The organism is Gluconobacter oxydans DSM 3504 (assembly GCF_000583855.1).
Lineage (GTDB): Bacteria > Pseudomonadota > Alphaproteobacteria > Acetobacterales > Acetobacteraceae > Gluconobacter > Gluconobacter oxydans.
Genome location: NZ_CP004373.1, coordinates 1468152 through 1490415 on the forward strand (window position 1 = coordinate 1468152; position 22264 = coordinate 1490415).

Annotated in this window: 26 protein-coding genes; 24 read left to right on the forward strand and 2 right to left on the reverse strand. The window is 59.2% G+C overall.

Annotated elements, in window-relative coordinates:
• Positions 1-44: 44 nt before the first annotated feature.
• Complete coding sequence (locus tag GLS_RS06545) at positions 45-1559, forward strand: replicative DNA helicase (protein WP_011252759.1); 1515 nt, start codon at positions 45-47, stop codon at positions 1557-1559.
• A gap of 564 nt (positions 1560-2123) precedes the next feature.
• Here GLS_RS06545 and GLS_RS06550 read toward each other — a convergent pair.
• Positions 2124-2432: a helix-turn-helix domain-containing protein gene (locus GLS_RS06550; RefSeq protein ID WP_011252760.1), complete on the reverse strand. Its 309-nt coding sequence runs from the start codon at positions 2430-2432 to the stop codon at positions 2124-2126.
• 196 nt (positions 2433-2628) lie between these two features.
• Here GLS_RS06550 and GLS_RS06555 point away from each other — a divergent pair, with 196 nt between their 5' ends.
• The gene (locus GLS_RS06555; protein WP_041111629.1) at positions 2629-2934 is read left to right on the forward strand and encodes a hypothetical protein; all 306 of its coding nucleotides are present in this window, start codon (positions 2629-2631) and stop codon (positions 2932-2934) included.
• The gene (locus tag GLS_RS06560) at positions 2934-3473 is read left to right on the forward strand and encodes a hypothetical protein (protein WP_011252761.1); all 540 of its coding nucleotides are present in this window, start codon (positions 2934-2936) and stop codon (positions 3471-3473) included. Before GLS_RS06555 ends, GLS_RS06560 begins: the two co-directional genes overlap by 1 nt.
• 211 nt (positions 3474-3684) lie before the next feature.
• Here the strand turns inward: GLS_RS06560 and GLS_RS13395 are convergent, their stop codons facing one another.
• Positions 3685-4158, reverse strand: a complete 474-nt coding sequence (locus GLS_RS13395) for a hypothetical protein (RefSeq protein WP_162472128.1) — start codon at positions 4156-4158, stop codon at positions 3685-3687.
• 6 nt (positions 4159-4164) lie between these two features.
• On the opposite strand from GLS_RS13395, the gene GLS_RS06570 reads away from it, so the two are divergent.
• The 21 genes from GLS_RS06570 to GLS_RS06665 all read left to right on the forward strand — a co-directional run bounded on the left by GLS_RS06570 (position 4165) and on the right by GLS_RS06665 (position 22261).
• Positions 4165-4533 carry a hypothetical protein gene (locus GLS_RS06570; protein ID WP_226986530.1) on the forward strand — a complete coding sequence of 123 codons (369 nt, stop codon included), beginning with the start codon at positions 4165-4167 and terminating at the stop codon, positions 4531-4533.
• Positions 4517-5830: a phage terminase large subunit gene (locus tag GLS_RS06575; protein WP_041111631.1), complete on the forward strand. Its 1314-nt coding sequence runs from the start codon at positions 4517-4519 to the stop codon at positions 5828-5830. Before GLS_RS06570 ends, GLS_RS06575 begins: the two co-directional genes overlap by 17 nt.
• Positions 5831-5875: 45 nt before the next feature.
• The gene (locus GLS_RS06580; RefSeq protein ID WP_041111632.1) at positions 5876-7294 is read left to right on the forward strand and encodes a phage portal protein; all 1419 of its coding nucleotides are present in this window, start codon (positions 5876-5878) and stop codon (positions 7292-7294) included.
• Positions 7295-7308: 14 nt separating this feature from the next.
• On the forward strand, positions 7309-7806 hold the full coding sequence (locus GLS_RS06585) for a phage scaffolding protein (protein ID WP_226986531.1): 498 nt from the start codon (positions 7309-7311) through the stop codon (positions 7804-7806).
• Between the two features lie 70 nt (positions 7807-7876).
• A complete protein-coding gene (locus GLS_RS06590) occupies positions 7877-9256 on the forward strand; it encodes a hypothetical protein (protein ID WP_041111633.1) in 1380 nt (459 codons plus the stop codon).
• 54 nt (positions 9257-9310) lie between these two features.
• Positions 9311-9712, forward strand: a complete 402-nt coding sequence (locus tag GLS_RS06595) for a hypothetical protein (RefSeq protein WP_011252768.1) — start codon at positions 9311-9313, stop codon at positions 9710-9712.
• A gap of 10 nt (positions 9713-9722) precedes the next feature.
• Positions 9723-10322, forward strand: a complete 600-nt coding sequence (locus GLS_RS06600) for a hypothetical protein (protein ID WP_193363796.1) — start codon at positions 9723-9725, stop codon at positions 10320-10322.
• A gap of 12 nt (positions 10323-10334) precedes the next feature.
• A complete protein-coding gene (locus tag GLS_RS06605) occupies positions 10335-11318 on the forward strand; it encodes a hypothetical protein (protein WP_041111635.1) in 984 nt (327 codons plus the stop codon).
• Positions 11319-11413: 95 nt separating this feature from the next.
• The gene (locus tag GLS_RS06610; protein ID WP_041112735.1) at positions 11414-12901 is read left to right on the forward strand and encodes a phage tail sheath protein; all 1488 of its coding nucleotides are present in this window, start codon (positions 11414-11416) and stop codon (positions 12899-12901) included.
• Complete coding sequence (locus GLS_RS06615) at positions 12902-13327, forward strand: hypothetical protein (protein ID WP_011252772.1); 426 nt, start codon at positions 12902-12904, stop codon at positions 13325-13327. It abuts the gene before it with no gap.
• Positions 13324-13641 (forward strand): hypothetical protein, encoded by a 318-nt coding sequence (locus tag GLS_RS06620; RefSeq protein WP_011252773.1) that lies wholly within the window; start codon positions 13324-13326, stop codon positions 13639-13641. Before GLS_RS06615 ends, GLS_RS06620 begins: the two co-directional genes overlap by 4 nt.
• A gap of 166 nt (positions 13642-13807) precedes the next feature.
• Positions 13808-14665 (forward strand): hypothetical protein, encoded by an 858-nt coding sequence (locus GLS_RS13260; RefSeq protein WP_148295903.1) that lies wholly within the window; start codon positions 13808-13810, stop codon positions 14663-14665.
• An 18-nt stretch (positions 14666-14683) separates the two neighbouring features.
• Positions 14684-15598 carry a hypothetical protein gene (locus tag GLS_RS06625; RefSeq protein ID WP_041111636.1) on the forward strand — a complete coding sequence of 305 codons (915 nt, stop codon included), beginning with the start codon at positions 14684-14686 and terminating at the stop codon, positions 15596-15598.
• Positions 15599-15602: 4 nt separating this feature from the next.
• Positions 15603-15815 carry a hypothetical protein gene (locus tag GLS_RS06630; RefSeq protein ID WP_024717029.1) on the forward strand — a complete coding sequence of 71 codons (213 nt, stop codon included), beginning with the start codon at positions 15603-15605 and terminating at the stop codon, positions 15813-15815.
• The gene (locus GLS_RS06635; RefSeq protein ID WP_041111637.1) at positions 15812-16873 is read left to right on the forward strand and encodes a hypothetical protein; all 1062 of its coding nucleotides are present in this window, start codon (positions 15812-15814) and stop codon (positions 16871-16873) included. Before GLS_RS06630 ends, GLS_RS06635 begins: the two co-directional genes overlap by 4 nt.
• Positions 16870-17493 (forward strand): baseplate assembly protein, encoded by a 624-nt coding sequence (locus GLS_RS06640; protein ID WP_041111638.1) that lies wholly within the window; start codon positions 16870-16872, stop codon positions 17491-17493. The genes GLS_RS06635 and GLS_RS06640 overlap by 4 nt, the downstream gene beginning before the upstream one ends.
• Positions 17490-17849: a tail protein gene (locus GLS_RS06645; RefSeq protein WP_011252778.1), complete on the forward strand. Its 360-nt coding sequence runs from the start codon at positions 17490-17492 to the stop codon at positions 17847-17849. Before GLS_RS06640 ends, GLS_RS06645 begins: the two co-directional genes overlap by 4 nt.
• A 44-nt stretch (positions 17850-17893) precedes the next feature.
• Positions 17894-19033, forward strand: coding sequence for a baseplate J/gp47 family protein (locus tag GLS_RS06650; protein ID WP_041111639.1), 1140 nt, complete (start codon positions 17894-17896; stop codon positions 19031-19033).
• 42 nt (positions 19034-19075) lie between these two features.
• Positions 19076-20314, forward strand: a complete 1239-nt coding sequence (locus GLS_RS06655; protein WP_041111640.1) for a hypothetical protein — start codon at positions 19076-19078, stop codon at positions 20312-20314.
• 4 nt (positions 20315-20318) lie between these two features.
• Positions 20319-21005 (forward strand): hypothetical protein, encoded by a 687-nt coding sequence (locus GLS_RS06660; RefSeq protein WP_041111641.1) that lies wholly within the window; start codon positions 20319-20321, stop codon positions 21003-21005.
• Positions 21005-22261, forward strand: coding sequence for a glycine-rich domain-containing protein (locus tag GLS_RS06665; RefSeq protein WP_041111642.1), 1257 nt, complete (start codon positions 21005-21007; stop codon positions 22259-22261). Before GLS_RS06660 ends, GLS_RS06665 begins: the two co-directional genes overlap by 1 nt.
• The last annotated feature ends 3 nt before the right edge of the window (positions 22262-22264 follow it).

Below are 22264 nucleotides of genomic sequence, written 5' to 3' on the forward strand. Positions count from 1 at the left end.
CCGTTTCTGGTCGCGATGCAGGATGGTAGAAGGGCAGCGTGAACATGATCGAATCGCATTCTTCTCCGACCGTCTCTGATGCTTCCTCGAACGACGGAGATCTGGGTGTCCTGCTGAGGCGCAGTCCGCCGTCCAGCACGGCCGCCGAGCAGGCGCTTCTGGGCGCTATTCTGACCAACAACAAGGCGTATGAGCGGGTTTCGGACTTTCTGGAACCGGCTCATTTTTCCGATCCGCTCAATGGACGGATCTACGAGGCCATTGCCCGGCGGATCGAGCGGGGGCAGTTGGCCGATCCCGTGACCATGCGGGCGGAATTCGAACATACCGGTGTTCTGGATGCTGCGGGTGGGCCTGCCTATCTGGCGAAGCTGCTGACGGCGATGGTGGGTATCGTCAATGCGGGTGATTATGGGCGGGTGATCCATGATGCCTGGGTGCGCCGGCAGCTGATCGATATTGGTGAAACTGTCGTCAACAATGCCTTTGGGGCGCGGCCTGATCTGGATGGTTCCGATCAGATTGCGGCGTCTGAAGAAGCGTTGTTCAAGCTGGCGACGGAGCGGGGCCAGGAAGGTGGGTTTGTCTCGTTTACCAAGGCTCTGACGGAAGCTGTCAGTGTTGCGACCAAGGCCTATCAGCGCAGTGGCGACGTGGTGGGTCTGACGTCGGGTCTGCGGGACTTCGACAAGCGGACGGGTGGGCTTCATCCATCGGATCTGATCATCCTTGCCGGGCGTCCTGCGATGGGCAAGACGGCGCTCGCGACCAAGATTGCGTTCTCGGCGGCACGCTCGATCCTGCGGGATGCCGAAGATAGTGGCGAGAAGCCCAAGGGATCGGTTGCGATTTTCTCGCTGGAAATGTCATCCGAGCAGCTGGCGACCCGTATTCTTTCGGGTGAGGCTGAAGTTTCGGGTGAGAAGATCCGTCGTGGTGATATCGGGCAGAAGGAATTTGACCGGTTTGTCCGGGTTGCGCGCGAGCTTCAGCGACTGCCGCTCTATATCGACGATACGCCGGCGATTTCCCTGTCTGCCATGCGGACGCGATGCCGCCGTCTGGCGCGGACGCAGGGGCTGAGCCTGGTGGTGGTGGATTATCTGCAGTTGATGCGGCCGGCCATCGGAACGAAGCCTGACAGTCGTGTTCTGGAAATCTCGATGATTACGCAGGGCCTCAAGGCGATTGCGAAAGAGCTTTCCGTGCCCGTGATTGCGCTGTCCCAGCTCTCACGTCAGGTCGAATCGCGTGAGGACAAGCGGCCGATGCTGTCGGATCTGCGCGAATCGGGTTCGATTGAGCAGGATGCGGATGCGGTCATGTTCGTTTATCGCGACGAATATTACCTGCAGCAGCGTCAGCCCAAGGACAGTGCCTACGACAGCAATGACAAGTTCCAGGCTGCGACAGAAGAGTGGCAGCGCAAGATGGCTCTGGTGCACAACAAGGCGGAGCTGATTCTTGAGAAGCAGCGGCATGGCCCTACCGGAATGATCCAGCTGTATTTCGAAGGGGAATATACCCGGTTCGGAGATCTGGACGTCATTCACGAGTAGCTCTGCGGACAGGGCGAGTACTTTGAATGATGCGGATACCCCTCGGACGATCCTGTCTGAGGGAAGGGGCTGTCCGGCGGTTCGGATCGTGAAAAAATCGTCGGGACTTTTTTTTCGAAAAAGCGTCCGCGTGGGCAAACATGGAATGTCTCGATAATTGAATCAGTACTTCAAAAGTACAGATTTCATTAAAATATACAGTCAGAAAAAAGCTGTAATATGAAACTCTTCAGCGTGATTTCTCTGTGAAATGCGGTTGAAGATGCCTGTCCGCTATACCGGATTGTGGCTGCAATGCGGAAAATTGGCGGCAGCCAAAACCTGTCTTAATGGCTCAAAGCCATATTTGTTCCTTGACCCAATGGCACAGTGCCATTAATTTATCGTTAATCGGTGGTTGTCATGGGGGCGATCAACGGGGAAGGAAGGGAGCCGGTCAATGAATTCAGACGCTTTGATGACCGGGGATGTTTCCGATTTGTTCATTCCATCGATGAGGCGAGCTTATCGTGTCGTATCGAATGGGGGGCGCCTGAATGCGTATGGAAACCGGTGAAACAGTCACTAATGGATCTCCTCATCTGGTCTCTTGGGCGGATCAGGTGTGTCGGAAGATGTGTTTCTGTCCGTGTTCGGAGCCATGTCTTGCCGCTGGAGCACCAGTTCTGGGTGCAGGGCAGCCAGCCGCAGGGCCAGTTCTTCGTCGGTACGACCGTTCAGGACGCCTTTCAGAAGAAAATCTGTCGAGACGCGCAGGCGGTTCGACAGTGCCGCAATGAGGAAGACGCTGGGCGCGCGGTCACCGCGTTCGATCTTGTTGAGGGTCGAAGCGTCAACGCCCAGCAGGCGGGCGCATTCGCTCTGATTGGGCATGACGAGTTCGCGAGCCCAGGAAATGCGAGTTCCGATGGCTCGTTGGAGTGCAGTCAGAGAGTCCGGGCGCTTGTGTTTGGCCATGAGGCCTTTTTAGCAATGGCTTTATGCCAAATCCAGAAGAAGTTTTTTTTATCACACACTGTGGCATTTTGCCAAAGTTGGAAACAGTTCTGTACTGATAAAGGATGTTGAGATGAGGCAGGTCAAGTCAGGTTCCGTACCCCGTCGGGTCTCCGCAAGCGCTCTCGCTGCCATGCTTGCTTCCGATGGCTGGCTACCTGAGCAGGGCATTGCCCGCAAGGGACGGGGACGTTCTGCCAAAAAAACATCCGGAACGTCCTCGTCGCGCGTCCGGATGGTGACGGACAGGGAAACGGCTGAGGCGCTTCCTGCCGGTCATCCCGTGAGCTGGAATGCGCTGTGGGGTGCGGATCTGGTGCCGGTCTTTCCGGGATTGCAGCCGATGGGTGGCCGTGAGGCCGGGCTGGAGATCAACTGATGTTCGAGATGGTGCGGGAAATACCGGTTGCTGCTGCGGGACTGTCTGATGGTGTGGTCAGGCCGACTGGGGAGCGGTACCGCCATTCGGAGATCCGCGAGGTTGGAAATACGTTCCGGGTCGTGAACGCGGTGCAGTCGATGTATGACGCGGGCGATATCGGGGACGATGAACTGGCTGCTGCGGATCGCTGGTATCGCGAATATGTCTTTGCCTCTCTGGGGGTGGTGGAAAATCCGCCTTCTGATGGTCGTGTCAGGGAGCGGGGAGACATTCACACCTGGATGATGGGGCGCGGGCAGTGTTCTGCGCGGATTACGCAGATTCGTGATATGCTGGGGCTGTGCGCGCATGTTCGTCTGGAGATGCTTCTGGCGCGGGAGATGTCGTTTTCGGCCATGGCGCGGCATCTCTATCCGGCTCTGTCGGAAGGGCGGGCGCGGATGAAGGTGTCGGCTCAGTGTGCACTGCTTCTGGAGCAGCTGGCACATGTCTATGAAACGCTGTCCAAAAAGAAAAACAGGAAAAAATCTGGTTAACGATAAATTACCGCTTGATATATGAACGCAGTTTTGATACAAAAAATACATACTGAAGAATTACGACATGAAAATCTGAAGCCGGCCTTTCGAAAGAAGGCCGGCTTTTATTTTGGAAGTTTCCTGATTTATGGAAAAGTGTGAAATTTCTTCTGGTAGCGTTGTGTTGTCTGGCAGGCAGACATTCATTGTTCTTCAGAAAAATGCAGGTTCATTTGTCGGGTGTCCTCTCGTTTATGAAGGCGAGCCGGTTCATCGGGCGGATGTCGTTCTGGAATGGCATGAACTGGTGGACGCAGGTCTTTCCCGCCTGGATGTCCGGTGCAGGTCCATTCCCTGTCAGCGGTCGGTTCTTTCCGCCCGGGTGATTGGGCGGATTGCGCCGGAAACCCTTTCCCGTGTGGCGCTCCGTGCCGAACGTGAGCAGACGCAGCGGAATGTGGAAACCCTGGCGCTGCGCGGGACAGGTCACAGGGATCGGCCCCGTCAGAAGCCGGTTCGGGCTGTCTGGCTGGAGGGTGGCATGATGATGAGCCGCAGGGAGGCTTCGCTGAGAGCCGTCTGATGGTTGGTTCTCAGGGCGATCTGGGGAAAAAGGTTGGAACAGATGGATGAAGACGTATCTGGTAAATGTTCTTTGCGACGGGAACAGTCTTGGGAACGGAAGAAGAGATTTCTCGAACATCTGTCTGTGAGTGGAAATATTTCTGAAGCCGGGCGTGTCGCTGAGGTCCGGCGCAGTACGTTATATCTCTGGAAAGATACGGATAAGGAATTTTCTTCCCGGTGGGAGGAAGCTCTGGAAGAGGCTGCGGATGCTCTTGAAGCGGAAGCGCGGCGCAGGGCCATCGAGGGATATGATGAGCCTGTTACGTATGCAGGGCGTGTCGTCTGTGATCCGGATACGGGCAATCCGATTGTTCGCAAGCGGTATAGCGATGGGCTGATGGCGTTTCTGCTTCGGGCGCATCGTCCGTCCCGTTTCAGGGCGGGTATGGAATCCGAGGGGCGTTCGGGGACGATCTCGATCAGCATCAGCAGTGATGACAGCGCCCTTTAGGCTCAATGATTCGCAGCGTGAGGCGGTGCGGCTGCTGGGTGGGCCGGCGCGGCATATTCTTCTGAGGGGCGGGTCGCGGTCGGGAAAGACCTTTGTTCTGGTTCGGGCCGTTGTGATCAGGGCGCTGAAGGCACCGGACAGTCGGCATGGTATTTTTCGCCATCGGCTGACGGCGCTGAAGGCGTCGGTTCTGCGGGACACGTTTCCAAAGGTCATGCGGATGTGTTTTCCGCAGGTCGGGTGGAAGCTGGACCGGCAGGACTGTGTCGTGACGTTCCCGAATGGATCGACGATCTTTTTCGGTGGGCTGGATGACGAGCAGCGGACCGAGAAGATCCTCGGTCTGGAGTTTGCGACGGTTTATCTGAACGAGGCCAGCCAGATCAGTTATGGCGCGCGGAACATGCTTCTGACGCGTCTGGCGCAGAAAACCGGCCTGGCGGTGAAGGAATATATCGATGCCAATCCGCCGAGTATGGGGCACTGGCTTTATGCGCTTTTCGAAAGCGGGATCGAGCCGAAATCGGGGGAACCGTTAGCGGACAGGTCGCTGTATGCGACGATGATCCTCAATCCGCAGGCCAACCGGGATAATCTGAGTGAGGATTATCTCGCCAGCCTTGAAGCGCTCCCTGAGCGGGAAAAGCGGCGGTTTCTTTATGGTGAATATCAATCGGTTGTTGAAGGCGCGCTGTGGCGGCTGGAGTTGTTCCAGCGTGAGGCGGCGATTACGGCGCAGAGCCGGGCGGATGTGGCGGCCCGTATGCGGCGTATTCTGGTGTCTGTTGATCCTTCGGGGGCTGCGGGACCAGAAGATTACAGGTCCGATGAAATCGGGATTGTGGTCTGTGGCGTTGATGCGGCTGGTGTGGGGCATGTTCTGGAAGATCTGTCTGCCAGGGATAGCCCGGCGGGCTGGGCTGCCCGGGCCCTGCGGGCATTTGATGAATGGGGTGCTGAACGCATTGTTGCGGAGCGGAACTTCGGCGGGGCTCTGGTAGAGGGCACGATCCGGAGTGTGCGGGCGCATGCCTCGGTCAAGCTGGTGACGGCGGCGCGGGGTAAGGCGGCACGCGCAGAGCCGGTTGCAGCGCTCTATGAGGTTGGCAGGGTTGTTCATCATGGCCGCTTTACGGCTCTGGAGGATCAGCTCTGTCATTTCTCGGTCAGTGGATATCGCGGGCCACGGTCTCCTGACCGGGCGGATGCGATGGTCTGGGGGCTGAGTGAACTGATGCTTGCCGGAAGTGGCGGCATGACGGGCTGGAGCTCGTCTGGATTTTCGCTGGCGCGCTGAACTGACCCTCCGGGTCGGGATGCGGCCTGAAACAATGGAGAACACATGGACTGGTTGTCCCTGCAACAGCGTTACGCTGTTCCCGCGGGTGCGTCCGCGCGGACGGCGCGGCTGCTGGCGCTCAAGCGTGTTCTGGACGGGACGCAGTATGATGCGCTGCCGCATCCGTTCTCGATGGAGAAGTCGGGGGCGGGGGAATACATCCCGCTGTCGAGCCGGCGTCCTTCGGTGCGGACGAATCTGTGCCGGACGGTGGTGGATGAGTCGGTTTCGCTGCTGTTCGGGGATACGCACTGGCCGGGTCTGGTGACGGATGATGCGCGGGTGACGGAAGCCTTGAGCACGTTTGCTTCGCAGACCAGGCTGGCGTCGCTGCTGATGGAGGCGGCGCGGCTGGGCTCGGTTGGGTCGGTTGCGATCCTGTTCGAGGTCTCGGCCGGGGTTCCGAAGCTGTCCGTTCTGGAGACGGCGTATCTGACGCCATTCTGGGATGATGCGACGGGGGAACTGCTTCGGGTCGAGGAGCGGTTTCTGGTCCGGGGGCGGGATCTGGCGGCGCAGGGCTATCCGATTGCGGATGAGCTTCTGGGAGCGCAGTTCTGGTGGCAGCGGATCTGGACGCCTCTGGACTGTGCGGTGTCCGTGCCCTGGCTTGTGGGGATGGATGGCGGGGTCCGCGACGAGAGCCGGTCCGTGCGGCATGGGCTGGGGTTTGTTCCGATTGTGTGGACGCGCAATCTGGGCGGACCTTACGGGCGTGATCCGGAAGGTGAATGCACGTTTGAGCGCGCCATCGATACGGTCATCGAGGCGGATTATCTGCTGTCGCAGGCCGGGCGCGGGCTGAAATACGGGTCCGATCCGACGCTGGTGCTGAAGACGGGTGGGTTTTCCGACGGTGTGGCGCATCAGGGCGGGGCGGCTTCGGCGCTGACGCTACCGCCGGAAGGCGACGCCAAGCTGCTGGAAATCAACGGGAATGCGGCGGGGGCGGTGCTCGATCATTATCGGGAACTGCGTCTGGTGGTGCTTGAGCAGCTGCATGGCAACCGGGCGCATGGCGACCGGGTTGGTGGTGCGCAGTCGGGCAAGGCCATGGAGATGATGTGTCAGCCACTGATCTGGCTGGTGGATCGTCTGCGGCATTCCTACGGTGAGGGAGCGCTGCTCTCGATTTACCGGATGGCGTGCCGGTTTTCCTGTGTTCTGGAAAACGGGCTGCGGATCGGGGGAACGCTGGTCAAGGACCTGCCGTACTGCCGCATGAGTTTGCGGTGGCCGGCATGGTTTCCGTCTACCGATCCGGAGCTGCTGTCACTGACGCAGGGTCTGGTGGCGGCGGTCTCCAATGGAATTCTGAGCCGCGAGACGGCGGTTCGGATGTTTGCGATGGCATCGGGAAATTCTGATCCGAATACGGAATGGAAAATGCTGGAGCAGTGGTGTGCTTCTGAACAAGCATGAGTGTTGACGGGGGAATGATGTCCGGAACTGATGACACCATTGAGGATGTGGAGGCTCTGCGTCGGGCGCTGAATGAAGCGCGGAGCGAGGTTGAGGCGGTCCGTCAGGAAATGACGGATGTTGTGACGCGGCAGGAGACGCTTCAGCGCAGTCATGAGGAAGCGCTGGCCCGGGTGCGGCAGGACAGTGACCGGGAAGTCATTGTGGCGGCGCTGCGGGCGGAGGCGATCCGCAATGGTGCGCATAATCCTGATGATGTCGTGCGGCTGATTGATCTGGAAGGGATCAATCGGGGTGAGGATGGTTCCGTGGTCGGTGTGGCCGAGGCTTTGCAGCAGGCCCGTCAGGAGCGGGCCTATCTGTTCGGCGAGGTGCTGCGGCCTGGATATTCGAGCGGAACCACCGTCGGGCAGGCAGCGCCACGCCCGGGCGGGATCGAACCGTTCAATGCGCGCGCCGTCAGCGAGGCGGATTATGAAGCGCGCAAATGGCAGTTTCTGGCCCAGGGCTGAGGTCCGGGACGATATTTGACCGGGCCTGATGGCAGGCCGGGTTCAGAAAACACATTTACGGAAAAAACACATGAGCATTGATAATTTTCCTGTTCAGCTTCAGGCCGCCATTCAGCAGGGTTTTCTGGCCCGCGAGTTCGAGAATGGTCTGAAATCCCGCCTGGGTTTCCGGCAGGTTGCCGATCGTGAAGTGTTCCCGAATGCCATCGGTGAGACGCTGACGAAAACCCGCAAGAGCCTCAAGGCTCCGGTGACGACGCCGCTGAACCCGACGGGTAATACGAATTTCGATAATGGTCTGAGCCCGTCCGGCTGGTCGATCGAGCAGTATACGCTGTCCATCAACCAGTATGGCGATACGATCGACCTGAACATGGTCACGAGTGGTGTGGGGATTGCGTCGCAGTTCCTGGCCAATGCCAACACCAATGGTGTGCAGGCCATGCAGTCGCTGGACCGTCTGGCACGCAATACGCTGTTTGGCGGTGCACAGAATGGTGTGGGCGGTTACCTGGGTGGCAACACGCGTGTGACGGCGACGCTGGGGAGTGCTGACAATACCATTGCAGTGGATGACATTCGTGGCTTCCAGTCCGTGATCGTGAATGGTCAGGTGACGCCGATCAGCGCGACCAATGGTATGACCGTGACGGTGGGCGGGGATGTTTACACCCTTGTCAGTGTGACGGCGGATGCGACGAATGTGTCCACAGCGCCGGGCGGTGTTTCGGGTCAGATGACGTTCTCGGCGTCCGTATCGGTTACGGATGGGACGGAAGGTCAGGCGGTTGTGGCCTCCACGGCGCCGCTGGTAATCCGTCCGAATGGTCGTCTGACCACGGCGGCACTGCAGACGGCTAGCTCGAGCGGTCTGGCGGATACGCTGGGCATCCAGCAGGTTCTCGCCGGTGTGGCGACGCTGCGGCGTAATAACGTGCCAATGATCAATGGTGCGTATCACTGTTACCTGGATGATCTGCAGCTTCTCTCGCTGTTCCGCGATCCGGATTTCAAGCATCTGTACCGTGGTGCTTATGGTTCGGAAGAGTATCGTTCCGGTCAGGTGATCGAGCTTCTGGGCGTACGGTTCATCCCGACGACGGAAGCGCCGCAGCAGGTGTCTCTGGGTTCCGGTTCCATTCATCGTGCGCTGCTGCTGGGGCAGGGGGCGCTGATTGAGGGTGACTGCGCGCTCACGGGTCATTCCGATATTCCGGATTCCGAGCGTGCGCTGATCGAGATGGTGGACAGCGTGGCGATGGTGACACGTGAGCCGCTGGATCGTCTGCGCCAGATCATTGCGCAGTCCTGGTACTGGATTGGCGGTTTTGCACTGCCGACCGACGTGACGGCGGATATGACGGTCATTCCGACGGCTACGAACAGCTATCTCAAGCGTGGTGTCGTGATCGAGAGCCTTGGCACGGATGCGCTTGGTCTGACGTTCTGAGGTTTTTCCGGCCCCTGTCTGTAAGGCAGGGGCCTCTCTTGCGGGGAGAATGACATGTCCGGAACGGTTGGTTTATCGACGGATATTCTCTCGGAAGGAGAGAAAATGGATATCCGCCGGTTTTGTGGTTATCCCGCGATCGGGTCACGGGAAGGCAATCAGGAATCGTGGCGTTTCTTTCAGGTGGAAGGGGCGCTGGAATGGCGGATGAATTGTCTGTCCGGGGCGGAGCTTCAGCAGATCCGGCTTTATCTGGCGCAGCTTTATCCGCTGGAAAATGCGATTACGGCGTCGTCGGACAATCTGGATACGGCGCGGGCGGCGGGCTGGTATCACAATGGTCGGGAAGTTCAGGACCGGGTGATGCTGTTTACGCTGTGGCGGAGGCGTCTGTGTGCGTTTCTGGGGGTGGCTGGCGGGCTGGAGCTGCAGGACGGCCGGGCGATCGTGGTTTGAGGAGGGCTGTGTGCAGCAGGCAATGATCGCGGCCAGGCTCTCCCGAGGGTATGCGAAGGCGGCGGCCGTTCTGGGGGCTTTGGGGGAACAGTATCGTCCTTCGGGCGGTCTGTCGCCGATGGAAACCCTTCATGCGCAGCCCATGCTGGCTTTTGACGTCGATGCAGGGTTTTCGTTTGCGCGGCCGATCGGGTGGGGGATTCCGACGGAATATGTCCTGACGGATCGGCGGGATGATACGCAGGTTGCCGATATTCTTGTAGCAAACGGACGGATTTATTTTGTCGCGTCCGTGGAGCCTCTGCGGCCGCCTTTATGTGTTGTGTGTAGTCGGATCGTGACAGTCAGCGGGGTTACGGGAACGGTGGAGACGCTGGTCTCGGACTGTCCGGCGGCCGTTATCATGCGGGCGAAAGGGGAGTCTTCGGGCAGTGGAATTCCGGGAGCAACGCGTCCGGGACAGTCCGTGATGTATCTTCCGCTTCTGCCCGGGGTGGTGCTGACGCCTTACATGACGGTCACGACCGATCTGGGCACGACTTATACGGTTAATGCGGTGGAAACTTCCGGCTTCGGGATCCGGTGTACTATGTCGCTTCAGCAGGTCTGAGGGAGGACAAGAATGACAGATGCCTCCAAAGTCGGATTGGCGCTGGCTTATAACTGTGCGCAGATCCTGTATCCGGATGGGCTGTCGGGAGCTTCAGTGACAGGGCGGCAGGTGGTGCTGCGGCGGGGGTGGCTTTTGCCGAGCGATCTTTTCGCGGCGCAGAACATCCGCAACAACATCGATTTCGTGACTGTTACCATGGCGCCGCGGAAAATGCCGGAATGGGCTGAACCTTTGGGGCGGCCCTGGCGGGTACAGCAGAAAGTGGTTCCTACGGTTGGGGTCGTGGTTACGGATGGGACGGTTGAGATCGTCTTTTCCGGGACTTCTACACCTGCGGGTGTGGTGGCGGTCTGGCTGGATGACATGCCGCATGGAGGTGCGCCTTCTGCGGCTTATGCGGTGACGGCGCAGGATACGCCAGCGACGGTTGCGGCAGCTCTGGCGGCGGCGTTGACGGATGGTGTGGCGAGCGGGGCGACTGTCAGTGTGCCGGGACGGGTTCTGAACGGTCATGCCGGTGGATACGGGCAGTCGGTTCGGGTGACGCGGCGGCAGGCGCAGCTTTATCGGGTTTCGATCTGGACCGCGGATGCGACAGCGCGGGAGACACTGGCTTCCGTGTTGGATACGGCGTTGGCGGAGCAGAGCTGGATCAGCACTCTGGACGGGCGGGAGGCTCAGCTTCGGTTCCAGAGCGTGGAAGATGTCGACACGATGCAGAACGAGGCACTGTATCGGCGGGATTATTTCTATGAGCTGGTTTTCGACACCCTTCAGGTGCAGTGGGCTTCCGAAATGCTGTGCGGCATCGGGAACCTCTCTGGAGAGGGCGGGGTAGCGATGTCTTTCGGGGAGTTGGCTCCCGGGGGAGCGAACCAGACGGTAACGGCGGCTCTGGATGCCATGCAGGCTGTGGTTGCGGCGCAGGCTGCCGCCACGGCCTATCCGGGGCTGGGGGTTGATCAGTTCGGGACAGTGGTCGCTGCTGCCTGACGCAGAAGCTGAGTCAAAGCGCTGAAATTTCATCAGGAAAGCGGGTTGCTTCTGTGGGAGCGCCCGCTTTCTGCATTTTGGAGAGCGATCCGGGGATGTCTCTGGTCTATCAGGCGGGAACGCTGAATACCACGGCACTGACCGTGCCAAATCTTTACGTGCAGATCGCCCAGCCGCAGACGCTGGCCCTGGCGGGAGCATCGTCTTCTCAGCTGGGGATTGTGGGCACTGCCGGCTGGGGGCCGGTGGGGATGCCGCTGCCGATCGGGGGCATGAGCGACTATGTCGCGGCGTTCGGCGCCAAGCAGAACAAGACGACGGATGCGGGGCTGGCGGTCAATATCGCTGTGATGCAGGAAGCATCGTCTTTTGTTGTCGTTCGGGTGACGGACGGGACGGATGTGGCGGCATCCGGCACGCTGGATGGCGTGACGATCCAGGCTGTTCATACGGGTAGCGTGGGTAATGGCATCGTGGCGGCCGTGACGGCTACGGGTTCCGGATTTGCGCTTGCGGTTACGCATAGGGATCTGGGGGCTACGACCTATGCGGGGGCGGACTGGTCTGCCATTGCGGCGGCTGTGGCGCAGGATCTGAATGCGCTGGTGAAGGTCGTGCTTCCGGAGACGGTTCCGGCTGTGGCTGCAGCGAGTGTGACACTTGCAGGGGGCACGGATGGCGGTGTGCCGACGACGGCTCAGTTCATCGGGCAGGACAGCACGGTGCGGACCGGTATGTATGCGCTGCGCGGGCAGGGCTGTGCGGTGGCGCTGCTGCATGGTGTGACGGACAGCACGTCCTATACGGCTCAGGCGGCTTTCGGGACGTCCGAAGGGGTCTATATGATCGCTGTCGGGCCGGCTTCCGATACGGTGACGAATGCGATTGCAGTCAAGGCGGCGAGTGGGCTGGATGCGTCGTCGGTCAAGCTGATGTTCGGTGACTGGCTGTGGTGGAATGATGATACCAACGGCATGATGCTGGTCAGCCCGCAGGCATTTGCAGGTGGCAGGCTTGCCGCTCTTTCGCCGGAGCAGTCCAGTCTGAACAAGGCGCTGTCGGGGATCGTGGGGAGCCAGAAGGCGGGTCTGACGGGCAGCAGTGCGACCTATTCAACGGCTGAACTGTCAGTGCTGTTTACGGCCGGAATTGATGTGATCTGCAATCCGGCGCCGGGTGGCACTTACTGGGCGGTGCGCTGTGGACATAATTCGTCCAGCAAGAGCACCATGAATGGCGACAATTATACGCGCCTGACGAACTATATTGCGTCTTCGCTTGCGGGTGGCATGGGCGGTTATGTGGGTGAAGTGATCAACGATACGCTGTTCAGCGATATTCGTTCGACGCTTCTGGGCTTTCTGTCGTCGCTGCTCTCACAGGGTATTCTGGGCGTTCAGAATGGTGAGCTGCCTTACAGTGTGGTCTGTGATTCGAGCAATAATCCGCAGTCCCGCACGGCGCTGGGCTATGTGCAGGCGGATGTGGCGGTTCGCTACCAGGGCATCAACGAGAAATTCATCGTCAATCTGCAGGGTGGCGCGTCTGTCACCGTGTCGTCTGCATCGGGGAGTGTCGGCTAAATGGCAAATCCATACAGCATTGGCCGGGATTGCCGGATTACTGTTCTGTGGAACGGTCAGCGGGTTGATCTGCGGGACGTCACGTCCTTCAGTGCGGCCCAGGAAACACAGGCCCTGCGCGCAAATCCGCTGAACGGGGTGCCGCTGGAGTTCAATGTTCCCAATGGCTGGCGGGGAGCGTTCCAGATTGCCCGGGCCAATGCGGCACTGGATAATCTGGTGGCGGCTGTCGAAGCCGCATACTGGAATGCAGGGACGGTCGGAAGTGGGACGATCTATCAGTACGTGACCGAACCGGATGGGACGACCAGCACCTGGGAATTCAGCAATGTTTCCATGCAGCTGAAGAGTGATCCCTGGCAGGCGGATCACATGATCCATCAGACTGTTCAGTTTTTTGCATCTACGAGGACGAAGATTTCGTGAGTGATTTTCCGCAGGAAGTTGTTCTGTCCGATAACCGGCGTCTGACGCTGCGCGAGATTGATCCGGCAGATATGCTGGATCTGATCGAGGCAGCGGGCAGTGCGATCAATGGCGCGTCGGCATCCGCATGGCTGGGTTATGCGGAAATGATCTGTTCGGTGACGGCCATTGATGGTGTGCCGGTTCAGATGCCGCAGACCAAGGATGAAATCCGCGAGCTGGCCCGTCGGGTCGGCAAGGCCGGGATTGCGGCTCTGACGCCGCTTTTCGAGCGTGATGCGGATGAGGATCTGCGGGACGTCGCAAAAAACTGAGTCGGCACTCCGGGTTTCAGGAGATGCTGTATCTGCTGGATCACGGGGTGCCGTGGGATGTTTTGCGAGGATGGTCGAGAGCGCGGCGTCTTGCCGCGTGTGTCATTACCGGAGAGCGGGAAGGGCACTGTTTTGACTGGGACATGATGGGTTATCGGGGAGAGATATGATGCGGGAGCACATCTGGCGGTCTCTTCTCTCGGTCAGGACGTTTTTTGCAGCTTCTTCCAGAGGGTTGGTGTGGGTGCATCGGTCGTTTCCGGTTGCGGCTGTGCCACGGTTGAAAAAACAGGCTGGGATCGTGCCGTCGCGCATCAGGGGGCCTCTGGTTTCCGGAAGGACGGTGCGGGGTGGCGGCTTTCAAAGACGAGAGGGCATCCACGAGATTGCGCCTGTTCGTAAATCGGGTGGAGTATTTCATTCGGTGTTGTTTCCCGTGCGGGAAAAACAGCGGGTGGTGCGGATCCTGCGATTAGGTCTTTCTTTGAAGCCTTTTTTTGTTGTTGCAGAAAAAGCGGGAATACGTGCGGGTGTGCATGAGATGACTGCTTTTCCGAAACGGAAAGGGCGACTGGATGCAAAGTCGGGGCGGATTGTGGTGGCGCGGAAACGGGCTGCTGCTGATGTCGGACGAACGGCGGTATCCCCCAGTCGGGGGGGAATGATTGAGCGCGCATTGCCTGTCAGGCGCATCAGGCATGGTGCGACAGGGGTGTCTCCTGTCGTTCGCCGGGCAGTACTGGTGGATAAAGGTTCGACCTGTATTCCGCCAGTGCGGAAACAGACTGTGCACGCGCCATCATCTGAAGGAGCCGGACGGGAACATGACGCGCTTCCAGCCTTTCCGGCGCTCCGGAATTATCACGACAGGAACACTATGAGTGGTGATGTGGATCACGAGATGAGGCGTGATGATTTCTCGTTCGGCAATCGCAGGTCCCGTCTGGCGGCGCGACGTTCTGGCGGGGGCGTGGATGAAATCATGCAGCCTCAGTATCCGGGCCGAAGTATCGGATTTTTCTGACAGAGGAGGTGTTCCCCGATGGGTATTGGTCTTTCCGACATCGAAAATGCCATTGGTGCCGTAGGGCGGCTGGGGTCATCATCTCCTGTCATACTGGGAAATCTGGTTCTGACGGGAATTGAAGTTCCCGATACGCTGCAGGTTGGCGGTCGGCAGATGCTGGTTGTGCATCGTCTTCCGGGGGGCGGGCGTGTTGTTGATGCGCTGGGCAACGATCCGGGGCGTCTGGAGCTGAAAGGGCGCTTTCTTGGTCCGGATGCGCAGATGCGGGCTCAGGCGGTTGAACGCATGCGGATGGCCGGGCAGCAGGTTGCTTTTTCGGCTGCGGGGCTTTCCGTCCAGGTCTGGATTGCCCAGTTTCATTACGTTTACCAGGCAAAAGGCGCTGTCTGTTCCTATGCGCTGGTTCTTGAGCGACCACAGGAAACGACGGCTGTACAGACTTCCGATACTTTGTCCGGAGCGCTGGGAGATGATGTCGGGAGTGCTCTCGACAGTTTTTCCAGCGTGGTTTCGGATGTTTCCGAAGGGGTTTTTACGGCGGTGGGACAGGTGTCTTCGGTTGTCGGGCAGGTCATGCCGCTGGCGACGCTTGTTGGTGCCGGGGGTTTTGCCTCGAAGGTGACGGATGCTCTGGGGACGGTCAACGGCGTGGCGCAGAGTGGTATGAATCTCGCTACGGTGCCTTCCGCGCTGACCTCTGTTGCCGGGGGGCTGGAAAATGCGGGAAGTGGGTTGCAGTCCATTCTGACCGGAGCCGGACAGAATGTTGAAGCCATTCAGCCGGTCAACAGTGTTTCATTGAACGCTTTGGGACAGAACGCGGCGCTTCTGAGCGCTGCCGCCGATGCGGGCAGTCTGGTGAATCGCTCGGCGGCGAATGTTGCTGTGGCGCAGGGGCAATCGACGTCTTTGCCGTCCGTTTTCGCATGAGGACATGATGCAGGATATTATTGTCAGCGCTGCGGATATTTCGTTGTTTCATGTGGCCGCGCGTGAGCTGGGGAATGCTTCTCAATGGTGGAGGATTGCGCAGGTTAACGGGATGACGGATCCGGATCTGGGGTGGATTTCCGAAACTGTCGTGCTGAAGGTGCCGGCGGTCGAGAGTGATCTGGTATCGGGTTTGCCTGACGGGGTGTTGGAATGAGCGTCAGAAACCTGGAAGTCCAGGTTCTTTTTGATGGGCAGGTTGATCCGGTTCTGGCGCTTCTGCAGTTCGAGATTGATGCGAACCGCTATGAAGCCTGTGATGTCGCATCGCTGCGTTTTGCCGTCAGGGATCAGGCGCAGCAGGCTTTGTGGTTTGAGACGGAGCAACCTGCCCGGAAGTGGGTGATCCTCCAGATGCGGGATACGCAGAGCGTTTTGTCTTCGTGGACTACGCTGTTTGAGGGCCGGATCGACCATATTGAATATGCGGCCGAGCATGCCGTTCTGGAAATGGAATGCCGTGATGCGCTGGCGGCTCTGATGGATCTGCGGATTCAGGATGCGTGGCTCAACCATACCCAGCAGGAATTGCTGGAAATCATGGCGCAGGCCGCAGGCCTGGATGCGGCGATTGCGCTCCCCTCTGATCAGGCTACGCTCATGGCGGGTCAGTTCTGGCAGATCGAGCATAAGCGCGGTGCTCTCATGGGGCAGCATCGTTTTCAGACGGCGGCGGATCTTGCGTTCACGATTGCCCGGGATTCTTTTTGTGATCTTTACGCTAGTGGAACATCTCTTGTCTGCCAGCCACTGGGCTCCTCTTCCGATACAGGTGTGCAGGTGACAGACATGCGGAACGCGGTTCTTGAAACCAGTGTTGCGCGGGATCTGCAGCTTCTGTCTGGTGTGGTTGTGCACATGGCATCGTGGGATTCACGTCAGAGAAGTACGACGCAGATTTATTATGATGGCGTTTCGTTCTCTCAGGGCGCTCCGTCTGGAAACGCCAGTATCCATACCTTTCGTGTTCCCGGACGGCGGCTGGACGAGTTGCAAAGGCTGGCGCGTGGCAAGCATGCACGTATTGCGGCGCATGCGTTGTCTGTGCGGATCAGGATTCCGGGTGTGCCGGGTATTGCACCAAGAAACTACATGACTGTTGTAACGGGAAATGGGGAAAAGACCCTGGGGATTGATCAGGTGACCTCCCGGTTTTCCGTGGAGCAGGGATTTGTGCAGCAGGTTGTTCTGAGGGATCGCGGAGGTGGGACATGAGTGATGCTCGTTTTGATGCCGCTGCTCTTCAAGGCAGGACGGCGCATACGATGTTTGGAATCGTCTCAGCCGTCGATCCTGTCAATCATGCCGTAAAGGTCCGGATCCAGCCTGAAAATGTGGAAACGGGCTGGATTCCGGATGCTGGCGGGGTGCATGCGGGAGATCTGCGGATTGCGTGTCCGTCTTCTCCAGGCACGCATGTTGTTCTTCAGCCTGTTGAGGGGGACGGAGAGCATCTTGTTGTAACGGGATGTGTGTTTGATACGGTGGTGATGGCGCCTGTGTCTCCTCTGACCGGAGCCGTTGCGCAGCCTGGCGAACTGCTTGTCAAAGGGGGATGTGGTCGTCCGCCGCTTTCCTCGGCAGGCGCTTCCGGGGCGACGTCTTCGGAAGCGGGCTGGCTGCATGTCGGGTCTGCTGGTGTGGCGGCGGGTGCGGGAAATGCACGGATTGTTCTGAAGGACGGTGGCATCAGTTTTTCTGTCGGTGGGACAAGCATGACCCTGACATCTGCCGGGTTGACGGTTTCGGGGGGGGATGTGTGTACGGATCAGCATTCGCTGAATGAGCATGTCCATCTGCTGGGAAGTCAGAAGACGGAAGGAGCGCTTGGATGATCGCTCTTTCACATGTTTTCGGGAACGATCTGGTTCTGAACTCCGGCACGCTTCAGACGGTCTCTGGCACGGAGCTGACGAGACAGAGTCTGTTGAGGCGTTTGCTGACTGTTCCCGGGGATTATATCTGGCAACTGGATTACGGGGTGGGGCTGCCACTCATGGTCGGTCAGGTCATTGCACCGGAAGCGATGGAATCTGTCATCCGGGCGCAGGTTCAGGCAGATGCCGGGGTGGATTCATCGCAGGCCGTGACAGTGACTGTAACGGATGAGGGCGGTGGTGTCTGCAGATGCGACGTGTCCTATGTCGATGCAGCATCCGGTCAGCAGCAGAGCCTGTCTTTTTCCTACTGAAATGATGAGAGCGGCACAGTATTGAACCGCTCCAAGAGGATGCGATGTCTCTCTCCTTACGTTCCTTTTCCACGACTGTTTCGGCTGCAGTGACAACGGCGCAGGCCTCATGTTCCCAACTTCTGGACGTTTCCATCGGATCGCCTGTGCGGGCGCTTATGGAAGGTGTTGGCGGTGTGGGATTGTGGTTGCAGTATCTGGTATTGCAGTCGCTGCTGCGGACCCGTCTGGCGACGTCGACGGGGGCGGACTGTGACAGTTTCGTCAATGATTTTGGCATGACCCGTCTGCCGGGGACGCCGGCGACAGGGCTTGTGACGTTTACGTCCTTTATGGCCAGCGAGCAGTCGGCGGTTGTTCCGCCGGGAGTGATTGTGCGCACTGTGGGGGGGATATCCTTTGTCGTGACGCAGGATCAGTCCTTGCCGACATGGTCCGCATCTGCTGGCGGATATGTGCGGGCGGCAGGTGTGACGACGCTGTCGGTGCCTGTTTCATGCCAGGTGGCGGGGGCAGTCGGAAATGTCTCGGTCGGTGCGATCTGCCTGATGGGCACGGCGGTCTCGGGGCTGGATACCGTGACGAATACGGCGCCTTTCCTGAATGGCTCCGACCAGGAGACGGATAGTCAGCTGAGGGCGCGTTTTCCGCTCTGGCTGGCGGCGAAGGCGTCTGCCAGTCGGGCCGCGGTGGGGAATGCCATTGCTAACGTTCAGACGGATCTGAGTTATTCGCTCCGGGATGGTCTGGATGCGGCGGGTGTTGCGCGGAGCGGATATTTTACGGCTGTGGTCAATGACGGAAGTGGGGTGCCTTCGGACCAACTGCTGTCGAATGTCTATGAGGTCATTGATTCTGTTCGGGCCCTGGGGGTCGGTTTTGGTGTGCAGGCGCCACAGGTTCTGACGGTGGATGTTTCCATGGATGTTGTGGTGCCGTCTTCCGTTTCGGTTCAGCAGGCGGCAAGCGCCATTCAGTCTGTCGTGTCGAAAGATATTGCCGCGATGACCGTGGGGGCCGGATATCCGTACAGCCGTCTTTCCTACCTGGCCTATGCGGGCGCGGGGATCTCCGTGACGTCGGTTCTGAATGTCCGTCTTAATGGAGCGCAGGCTGACATTCCTGCCAACGGCAATCAGGCGCTCGTGGTTGGAAGCATTCAGATCAATGTCACCCAGGGCTAAGGATCCGGAATCTGGATCCATCGGCAGGGATGAGGAATTTTCATGGCGGTATTTAATACATATCCGAAACTCGAATCCCTGACGGGAGAAGAGGTCCTTGTTCTGGCGGATGCCAGCGGAACACGGACAGTGACGGCGACTGTGGCGCAGGTAACTGAGGCTCCTGTCAGTGTTTCGGCCAGTGGTCAGTTCTATGCCGACAAGGGAGCGCAGGTAAAACGTTTTGCGGACCGGCTTCTGGTGGGTGTTGCGGCGGAAAATCCTGCTCTGAGTGACCGGGCCAGTTCTTCGGAACATGACTGGCTGTCGGAGACCATGGCGGCGACGTCCATTGGTCCCTGGGCCTTGCAGGATGCCCAGTGCGCGTCGGTTGCGCAGTTCGGCAACAGTGCGTTCGTCGCAGGGTCGCGGACTTCGGATGCAGTGAGCGGCTCTTCGGTTCTGGGGTTTCAGCCAAGCTCCATCGGAGTGGCGTCCTGGGGAATTTCCGACGATACGTCCAATCCTACCACCACGACCGCCTATGCCTATTATGGTGAAGCGTGGCGGATGGCAGGGGTGGATTACCAGCCGACATTCGGGATGGAACTTGAGGCCGTCAATTTCGGTGGCCTTGCGGTGGGACAGTCCACGCCTTATGCGCCAAATGTTGGTGGTGGCGTGTATGGAATTCAGCTTGGCGCGGGTGGCGGCCAGACATCGGGGACGTCCGATGCTGCGGCAGGAATAGTATTCGTTTCCAATCCGAACTCCTGGCAGACGGGTATTGTTTTTGGGGCCCAGTCCCTGACGGGAACGGATGGGAAGGATTCCGGATATGCATCGGCTGTTTCGCTGGCGCGGAATCATGCTGTCGAATGGCATACGCCCGAGACCGTTTCCGGGGTGGCGGGGGCGAATGTGGGAGCATTTGTCCGTTCCACAGTGACGGAACGCACCAGCGGCACGCGGCAGGAATTTACCAATGACGGGATCCTGTTTGGCAATATCGAGGGGGAAACACTCTTCTCGATTGCCGGCATGGCCAGCCCGACCAATGCGCTTCAGGTTCAGGCTGGATCCGGGACGCAGGCAGCGGGTCTCTATGTGCAGGAAGGGACGGGAGGCTCCGGAAATCTGGGACTTTTTCCCGCAAGCGGGGGAGAACTTCAGATCACGTCACCAGTTACTGGAGCCGGAGGTACGATGCCGACTGTAGCAGATGGCGGTTTTCTCCATATCAACGTCAATGGTGCCGATTATCGTATTCCGCTGATGAGCCCCAGCCAGGCTGGGGGATGACCGGATGGGTATTCTTTATGACGAAGGCCGGGATATTCTCCGGGCATCGGATGGAAGCATCCTTTTCGATACGGGACCGGCTCCCGGTTCGATAGATGATTTCGCAAGCCGGCTCCGGCGTCTTTTGCCCAAGGGATGGTTTCCTTCGGAGCCTCAGGGGCTGAATGAGGAGACCGCACCAGTACTGGCGGCTCTTCTGCGCGGGTTTGGCACTGTCCTGGCTGGCATCTGGCAACTGATGCTGGAGTGTTCTCCGCAGATGCGTCTTGCGACGATGAGCGGCGCGTTTCTGGACATGGCTGCGGACGATTATTTCGGTGAAAGCGGTCTGGTCCGTCAGGCTTCCGAAACGGATGCCGTCTATCGCAAGCGCATTAGTGCTTCGTTGTTTGCCGAACGCAACACACGTCAGGCCGTGACGAATGCAATTGTTGCGGCGACCGGTGTGCAGCCGGTCATCATTGAAACCCTGAATGCTTCTGACTGCCATGCCCTTGGCTGCGCAACGTCGCCTGCTATGGGCGGGGGGTACGGTTATGGTGCGGCGGCCCTGCGTTACGGCAGCCTTCAGGGTGGTCAGTTCTTTGTAGAAACACAGCTGGGAAAGGCCGCAGATCTGGCGACAGTCTGCCGCGCCGTCGATCAGACGGCGGCCATGGGCGTTACCGGCTGGATCAAGGTGGAAAATTAATGGACCGGGCAATCGTTTATGCGGGATCCATCCCGCTCGACACGGATCTTCTGCGGGCCGGGCGTTATACCAAGGCTGCTTTTGGAAACCTGGCGTCCATGCTGTACGGTCCGAATGTCATGGCCGCGTCTGGACTGGGATATTCTGCATCTTCCAGCGATCTGAGCCTGACGGTCGAGGCGGGTTCGATCCTGGCGCCGGGCGTCATGGACGCCACCAGCCTGGGCGGCAATGGCGGGGGGCTTGCGGCGGATACAACGGCTCTTACATGCCAGTATATCAGCACGACATCGCAGACCGTTACGCTTCCGGGGAGCGGCAACACCTATACCGTTTATGCAGTCTGCTTCGAGCAGGATGCCGATCCGACCGTGCTGCCGTTTTTCAATGCCAGCAATCCGTCGCAGACGCAGGCAGGAATCCAGAATGACGGTGGCGCGCTGCCGGTGCGCCGGGCAGGTGTGATTTCTCTGGTGGCCGCTGCCAATCCGCCTTCCGCTCCTACGGGTGGATGTGTTGTGGCGCTTTACACGATTGCGGTTCCACAGGGCGCGAGCAACCTGTCAGGTGTGAGCGTTCAGCCGGGACAGGTTTTCTGGCCGACCATCCCGGAACTGGCAACGCAGGCTCTTCTCAAGGCCTGCACGGAACCCATGACGCTGGTGACTGTGAATGGCTCGGTCTCCGTTCCGGCATGGGCATCTCGGGTGGAACTGCGCGTTATTGGCGGCGGCGGTGGTGGGGCTGCTTCTCAGTCGATGACGACTGCCGGTGCGTTTTCTGGTGCCGGTGGCGGCGGTGGGGGAGATGCCTGGGGTATCTATGCCGTCAGCCCCACGCAGGGGAATGGTCTGGCGATTACCGTCGGAAGTGGCGGCGGGTCCGAGCAGACGGGCGGGACTTCGCTGGTGAGTTACAACGGGCAGACGCTTTTGCAGGCCGAAGGTGGACAGGGTGGAACATTTTATTCCACGACCGGATCTGCGGGCGGTGTGGGCGGTAATGCTTCTGGCGGCACGATCTGGAATCAGAGCGGAACCTCTGGTGGGGACGGGCAGTGCAACGCCTATACGTTCTCCGGATATGGTGGGGATGGCCCCTGGGGAGGTGCGGGACGTTGTGGCAACCAGGGGGGGCGCCTTGCAACGCGGTACGGCGCAGGTGGTGGCGGTTCTTACTCGGCAACGGCTGAGGGCGTGTCTTCCAGTGGTGGCACCGGGTTTCAGGGCTGTGTGCTTTATCGCTTCCTGCCCTGAGGC